7 protein-coding genes are annotated in these 6,847 nt (G+C 69.2%); all 7 read left to right on the top strand.

The genetic code is table 11. The features are described 5' to 3' along the window. Nucleotides 1-625: DnaJ C-terminal domain-containing protein (locus A9X03_RS19320; RefSeq protein WP_304528482.1), on the top strand; the 625-nt coding region annotated here is incomplete at its 5' end. A 92-nt stretch (nt 626-717) separates the two neighbouring features. Next, nucleotides 718-1,479 (top strand): 16S rRNA (uracil(1498)-N(3))-methyltransferase, encoded by a 762-nt coding sequence (locus tag A9X03_RS19325; RefSeq protein ID WP_067887432.1) that lies wholly within the window; start codon nt 718-720, stop codon nt 1,477-1,479. Between the two features lie 178 nt (nt 1,480-1,657). Then, nucleotides 1,658-2,716 (top strand): PhoH family protein, encoded by a 1,059-nt coding sequence (locus A9X03_RS19330; protein ID WP_067785050.1) that lies wholly within the window; start codon nt 1,658-1,660, stop codon nt 2,714-2,716. Nucleotides 2,717-2,746: 30 nt separating this feature from the next. Further along, on the top strand, nt 2,747-3,280 hold the full coding sequence (ybeY, locus tag A9X03_RS19335) for an rRNA maturation RNase YbeY (protein ID WP_067748409.1): 534 nt from the start codon (nt 2,747-2,749) through the stop codon (nt 3,278-3,280). Further along, a complete protein-coding gene (locus A9X03_RS19340; RefSeq protein ID WP_068262481.1) occupies nt 3,277-4,569 on the top strand; it encodes a hypothetical protein in 1,293 nt (430 codons plus the stop codon). The genes ybeY and A9X03_RS19340 overlap by 4 nt, the downstream gene beginning before the upstream one ends. Further along, nucleotides 4,566-5,870: a hemolysin family protein gene (locus tag A9X03_RS19345; protein ID WP_067785057.1), complete on the top strand. Its 1,305-nt coding sequence runs from the start codon at nt 4,566-4,568 to the stop codon at nt 5,868-5,870. Before A9X03_RS19340 ends, A9X03_RS19345 begins: the two co-directional genes overlap by 4 nt. A 64-nt stretch (nt 5,871-5,934) precedes the next feature. Beyond that, nucleotides 5,935-6,834 (top strand): GTPase Era, encoded by a 900-nt coding sequence (gene era / locus A9X03_RS19350; RefSeq protein ID WP_067748552.1) that lies wholly within the window; start codon nt 5,935-5,937, stop codon nt 6,832-6,834. The last annotated feature ends 13 nt before the right edge of the window (nt 6,835-6,847 follow it).

Here is a 6,847-nt window from a genome sequence, read left to right on the forward strand (position 1 = left end):
GCAGCGGTCGCTGCTCGGCCAGGTGATGACCTCCCGGCCGTGCCCCACCTGCCGCGGCGTCGGCGTCGTCATCCCCGATCCCTGCCACCAGTGCATGGGTGACGGCCGGGTCCGCGCCCGCCGGGAGATCAGCGTGAAGATCCCCGCCGGGGTCGGCGACGGGATGCGGGTTCGGCTCGCCGCCCAGGGCGAGGTCGGACCCGGGGGAGGGCCGGCCGGCGACCTGTACGTCGAGGTGCACGAGCAGGCCCACGACGTCTTCGTCCGCGAGGGCGACGACCTGCACTGCACGGTGTCGGTGCCCATGATCGACGCCGCGCTGGGCGCCACGGTCACGATCGACGCCATCCTGGACGGCATCAGCGAGGTCACCGTTCCGCCTGGCACGCAACCGAATTCGGTCATCACGCTGCGGGGGCGCGGGATGCCGCACCTGCGGTCGGGCACCCGTGGCGACCTGCACGTCCACGTCGAGGTGGTGGTGCCCACCCGGCTGGACCACCACGACACCGAACTGTTGCGTGAGCTGAAGGCCCGGCGCAGCCGCGACGTGCCCGAGGTCCGCTCGACGCACGCCGGCGGCGGCCTGTTCAGCCGGCTGCGCGAGACCTTCACCGGGCGCTAGCCGCCTCCCTTCGCCGAGCGTGGTGTCTATGGACGAATTCGGGGTGGTCTTCGTGCGTAACCCCCACACTCGTCGACGTTAGGAGCAACGCGATGGTCGCGACCCTCTTCTACGTCGACGCACTGCCCGACGTCGGTTCGTTGGCCGTGGTCGACGGTGACGAGGGATTTCACGCCGCCACCGTGCGGCGCATCCGCCCCGGCGAGCAACTGGTCCTCGGCGACGGCGCCGGCGGGCTGGCGCACTGCGAGGTCGAGCACGCCGGTCGCGACGGCTTGCGCGCCCGGGTGCTGAAGCGCTGGAGTGTCGCGGCCGGGCAGCCGCCCGTCACCGTGGTCCAGGCGTTGCCGAAGTCGGAGCGCTCGGAGCTGGCCATCGAACTGGCCACCGAAGCCGGCGCCGACGCATTCCTGGCCTGGCAGGCGGCCCGGTGTGTGGCCAGTTGGCAGGGTGCCCGCGTGGACAAGGGCCTGCGCCGTTGGCGCGCCGTCGCCCGTTCGGCGGCCCGGCAGTCGCGTCGGGCGCACATCCCGCCCGTCGACGGCGTCCTGTCCACCGCGGCGCTGGTCGAGCGGGTTCGCGACGAGCTGCGCGCGGCAGGGGTGGTCCTGGCGTTGCACGAGTCGGCCGCCGACCCGCTCGCCCACGCCGATATCGCGGGTGCGGCTTCGCTGCTCCTTGTGGTGGGTCCCGAGGGCGGCATCGCGCAAGACGAGATCGCCGCGTTGACCGAGGCGGGCGCGCTGGCGGTGCGGCTGGGCCCCCAGGTGCTGCGGACCTCGACAACCGCGGCGGTGGCGCTCGGCGCGCTCGGCGTGCTCACCCCGCGGTGGGATACCGCGTCGAACCTGTAGTTTTGCGCGCCCGCCACCATGGGGTCCGCTGGATATGACCGGGGGTGGCGGGCCGGGGCGGTGGCCGACGCCCGGCCGGCGAATGGCGGCTGAAGGCTGACCAACGAGTGGCCCCGGCGTAGACTTAGGCAGCCGAGCAAACCACCGACAAACCGAGAAAGCAGGCATCGAGAGCCACGTGACGCCCCGCGAGACCAGCGCTGTTGAGGCAGCCGGAGGCCTCCAGGCCAACGCCCAAGTACGCAGCAGCATCGATGTTCCGCCCGATGTCGTCGTCGGCTTGTTGGGCTCGGCGGACGAAAACCTCCGCGCGCTGGAGCGCAGCCTGAACGCCGATCTGCATGTGCGCGGCAACGCTATGACCGTCTCGGGCGAGCCGGCCGACGTCGCGCTCGCCGAGCGGGCGATCTCCGAGCTGGTCGCGATCGTCGCCAACGGACAGCCGCTGACGCCGGAGGTGGTCCGCCACAGCGTCGCCATGCTGACCGGCACCGACAACGAATCGCCGGCCGAAGTGCTCACCCTGGACATCCTGTCGCGGCGCGGCAAGACGATCCGGCCCAAGACGCTCAACCAGAAGCGCTACGTCGACGCGATCGACGCCAACACCATCGTCTTCGGGGTCGGCCCGGCCGGCACCGGCAAGACGTATCTGGCGATGGCCAAGGCGGTCAGCGCGCTGCAAACCAAACAGGTGAACCGCATCATCCTCACCCGGCCGGCGGTGGAAGCCGGTGAGCGCCTTGGCTTTCTGCCGGGCACACTGAGCGAGAAGATCGACCCTTACCTGCGGCCGCTGTATGACGCGCTCTACGACATGATGGATCCCGAGCTGATCCCGAAGTTGATGTCGGCCGGGGTCATCGAGGTGGCGCCGCTGGCCTACATGCGCGGTCGCACCCTGAATTCGGCGTTCATCGTCCTCGACGAGGCGCAGAACACCACCGCCGAGCAGATGAAGATGTTCCTCACCCGGCTCGGCTTCGGCTCGAAGATGGTGATCACGGGCGACATCACCCAGGTGGACCTGCCCGGTGGCGCCAGGTCGGGCCTGCGCTCGGCGATCGAGATCCTCGACAGCGTGGAGGACATTCACATCGCGGAACTGACCAGTGCCGACGTGGTGCGCCACCGGCTGGTCTCCGAAATCGTGGACGCCTACGCGAAATTCGAAGAGCCCGGGTTGGCGACCAACCGGGCGGCCCGGCGGGCCTCAGGCTCCCGCGGGCGCCGGTGATGAAGGCTGTGACTGGTTGATGGGCGTCCTATGAGCATCGAGGTCTCCAACGAGTCGGGCGTCGACGTTTCCGAAACCGAATTGATCAGCGTCGCGCGGTTTGTCATCGCCAAGATGGACGTCAACCCCGCCGCAGAGCTGTCGATGGTGCTGCTGGACACCGCGGCGATGGCCGACCTGCACATGCGCTGGATGGACCTGCCCGGGCCGACGGACGTGATGAGCTTCCCGATGGACGAGTTGGAGCCGGGGGGCCGGCCGGATGCCCCGGAGCCGGGGCCGTCGATGCTGGGTGACATCGTGCTGTGCCCCGAATTCGCGGCCGGGCAGGCCGACGCGGCGGGCCACACCCTGGGCCATGAGCTGGCGCTGTTGACCATCCACGGCGTGCTGCACCTGCTGGGCTACGACCACGGCGAACCGGACGAGGAAAAAGAGATGTTCGCCCTGCAGGACCGATTGCTCGAAGAGTGGGTCGCCGAGCAGGTCCAGGCCTACCAACAAGATCGCCAGCAGGAGCGGGACCGTCAATTGCTGGACAAGTCAAGGTATTTCGACAATTGAGCCGACTAAAAGCACTCGGGATCGCGGCCGCGGCCGCCGTCGCCCTGGCACCGATCTCGGTGGTGGCCACCACGATCGGCGTCGCCGAGGCGGCCCCGTGCGCCGGCGGCGGGTCCAACCCGACCAGCTGCAACTGGTGCCAGTACCTGGTTGCGCAGTATCACACCTCCAACGTGTGCTCCCAGGACGCGCCGCCCCGCCGGGTTCAGCCGCCGCCGAGCCCGGTGCAGATTCCGGAGGTGCCCGCGTACGTGCCGCCGAGCACCGTTCCGGTGCAGGCTCCACCGCTCATCCCTCCGCCGAACCTGCCGCCCGCGAACGCCCTTCCGACGATCAATCCGCCGGGCCCCGACGCGTCGAGGAACGTCTCGGTGGTGGCTCCGCCCCGGGGGCTCGATGTTCCCGCCCAGGCGGTCGCGGCGGCCAAGGCCGCACCGCCGACGCGCGTCAATCCCGCCGACCCGCCGAAACCGCCGAAGCAGGTCGACTTCAACCAGCGGGTGCAGAACGTCGTCAGCACCCACCGGGAGAACGTCGACGTCCTGAAGGTCGACAACCAGCGGCTGGTCCGGCCCCGGCACTGGGACTACGTCGACTACGACGACGCCTTCCGCCGCCCGGCCCTGTACAACCCGCTGAACCAGGCGATGACGTTCCGCTACTCCTACGGCGGCGCCGACCGGGAGGCGTACGTGCCGCCCGGCGCCCGGATCGTGCTCGACGCCGCCACCGTCGGCGTCGTCCCCTTCACGGCGGTCGGTGACGGCTGGGTGGTCTCGGGCAGCTTCTACGGCGGGGGCTCGGTACCGCCGGACGGTTTCAACGGCCCGCCGCCGCCGGACTACAAGCCACCCGAGCCGCCGAAGCTCTACCAGAACGTCTTGGTCTCCGTGCCCGCCGCCAACCAGACGCTGGAGGTCGGCCAGGTGTCGGTGGTGGGCCGGGACGAGAGCCAACCCGGGGGTAGCCAAGACCTCTTCCTGCTCGACGACTCCACGTTGGCCTGGGGCCAGACCAACGACTCCAGCAGCAGCAGCAGCAGCCAGATCAGCGTCACCAAGACCCAGTCGCTGCCGCACGCCGGACCCACCGACGACGGCAGCTTCCTGGTGGTGCTCGCGGTCCGCCCGCACGAGGATCCGGCCCAACCCGCCCAGCCCTGGTGGCCCTCGGCGCTGGGCTATGGGGCATTGGGGGTCGTGGTGTGCCTTGGGGCCTGGGCCCTCAACCGAAAGCGGAGCGACGACGACGTGGAGCCGGTCACCGCATCGAGGTCTTCCGGCAATTGACCGGTCTGTCCTGGCTGCTCGGCGCGATGGCGCTGATCGCTATCGGCGGGCTGTTCGCCGCGATCGACGCGGCCATCAGCACGGTGTCGCTGGCCCGGGTCCAGGAGCTCGTGCGCGAGGAGCGGCCCGGCGCCGTGTCGCTGGCCGAGGTGATGGCCGAGCGGCCGCGTTACATCAACCTGGTCGTCCTGCTGCGGATCACGTGCGAGATCACGGCCACCGTGCTGCTGGTGCTGTTTCTGTACGACAACTTCGGTCTCACCTGGGCGCTGTTCGGTGCGGCGGCCACCATGGTGGTCATCAGTTTCGTGGTCATCGGGGTGGGCCCGCGCACCCTCGGCCGTCAGCACGCGTACTCCATCTCGTTGACGACAGCCGTTCCGCTGCGGCTCATCTCGTGGTTGTTGATGCCGCTCAGCCGGCTGCTGGTCGTCCTGGGTAATGCGCTGACGCCCGGCCGCGGCTTGCGCAACGGGCCGTTCGCGTCCGAGATCGAGCTACGCGAAGTCGTCGACCTGGCCCAGCAGCGCGGCGTGGTCGCCGCCGACGAGCGCCGGATGATCGAGTCGGTCTTCGAACTCGGCGACACCCCGGCCCGCGAGGTCATGGTGCCGCGCACCGAAATGATCTGGATCGAAAGCGACAAGCTGGCCAGTCAGGCGTTGAACCTGGCGGTGCGCAGCGGGCACTCGCGTCTTCCGGTGATCGGGGAGAACGTCGACGACATTGTCGGGGTCGTCTACCTGAAAGACCTTGTCCAGCAGAGCTTTCTCTCGGGTGACGGCGGCCGGGGCATCACCGTGGCACAGGTGATGCGTCCGGCGGTGTTCGTGCCGGACTCCAAGCCGCTGGATACGCTGCTGCGCGAGATGCAGCGCGACCGCAACCACATGGCCCTGTTGGTCGACGAGTACGGCGCGATAGCCGGCCTGGTGACCATCGAGGACGTGCTGGAGGAGATCGTCGGCGAGATCGCCGACGAATACGACCAGGCCGAGACGGCGCCGGTAGAAGACCTGGGCGACAAACGGTTTCGCGTCTCGGCGCGGCTGCCGATCGAAGATCTCGGCGAGCTTTACGGGGTGGACTTCGACGACGATCTCGACGTCGACACCGTGGGCGGCCTGCTGGCCCTGGAGCTGGGCCGGGTTCCGTTGCCCGGGGCCGAGGTGGTCTCGCATGGCCTGCGGCTCCAGGCCGAAGGCGGCACCGACCACCGGGGACGCGTTCGCATCGGCACGGTCCTGCTGAGCCCGGTCGAGCCCGAGTCCAACGGCTCGGACGGGGAGAGCCCCTCGTGACGTCGAACGTCCGCCCACCGCGAACGTGCGGCCCGCGGCCAGCCACGGGTGCAAGGTCGGCGAGATGACCGAATTCCATTCCGGTTTCGTGTGTTTGGTCGGCAGGCCGAACACCGGCAAGTCGACGCTGACGAACGCGCTCGTCGGCTCCAAGGTGGCGATCACCTCGACGCGGCCGCAGACCACCCGCCACACCATTCGCGGCATCGTGCACCGGGAGAACTTTCAGATCATCCTGGTGGACACGCCGGGCCTGCACCGGCCGCGGACACTGCTCGGCAAGCGGCTCAACGACCTGGTGCGCGACACCTACGCCGAAGTCGACGTGATCGGCCTGTGCATCCCGGCCGACGAGGCGATCGGTCCGGGGGACAGGTGGATCGTCGACCAAATCCGTTCGACCGCACCGAAAACGACCTTGGTCGCCATCGTCACCAAGATCGACAAGGTGCCCAAAGATCGGGTGGCCGCGCAGCTGGTCGCGGTCAGTGAACTGGTCGGCGACTCGGCCGAGATCGTCCCCGTGTCGGCCGCCACCGGTGCTCAGGTGGACGTGCTGATCGACGTGCTGGCCGCGGCGTTGCCGGCCGGCCCGGCGTACTACCCCGACGGGGAACTGACCGACGAACCCGAGGAAGTCCTGATGGCCGAGCTCATCCGCGAGGCCGCCCTCGAGGGCGTTCGCGACGAGCTGCCGCATTCGCTGGCGGTCGTCATCGACGAGGTGAGTCCCCGCGCGGACCGCGACGACCTGATCGACGTGCACGCGTTGCTTTACGTCGAGCGCGACAGCCAGAAGGGCATCATCATCGGCAAGGGTGGGACCCGGCTGCGCCAGGTGGGTACGGCGGCGCGCGGCCAAATCGAGAAGTTGCTCGGCACCAAGATCTACCTGGACCTGCGCGTGAAGGTCGCCAAGAATTGGCAGAGCGATCCCAAACAGCTTGGCCGGCTTGGTTTCTGAAACAGACGCGGCG

Origin of the sequence: Mycobacterium sp. E1715, assembly GCF_001667625.1 — a bacterium.
Lineage (GTDB): Bacteria > Actinomycetota > Actinomycetes > Mycobacteriales > Mycobacteriaceae > Mycobacterium.

Bases quoted from the DNA above. Each gene is read 5' to 3' on its own strand.
- A9X03_RS19325 (WP_067887432.1), top strand. From the start codon at position 718: ATGGTCGCGACCCTCTTCTACGTCGACGCACTGCCCGACGTCGGTTCG.
- ybeY (WP_067748409.1), top strand. From the start codon at position 2,747: ATGAGCATCGAGGTCTCCAACGAGTCGGGCGTCGACGTTTCCGAAACC.
- era (WP_067748552.1), top strand. From the start codon at position 5,935: ATGACCGAATTCCATTCCGGTTTCGTGTGTTTGGTCGGCAGGCCGAAC.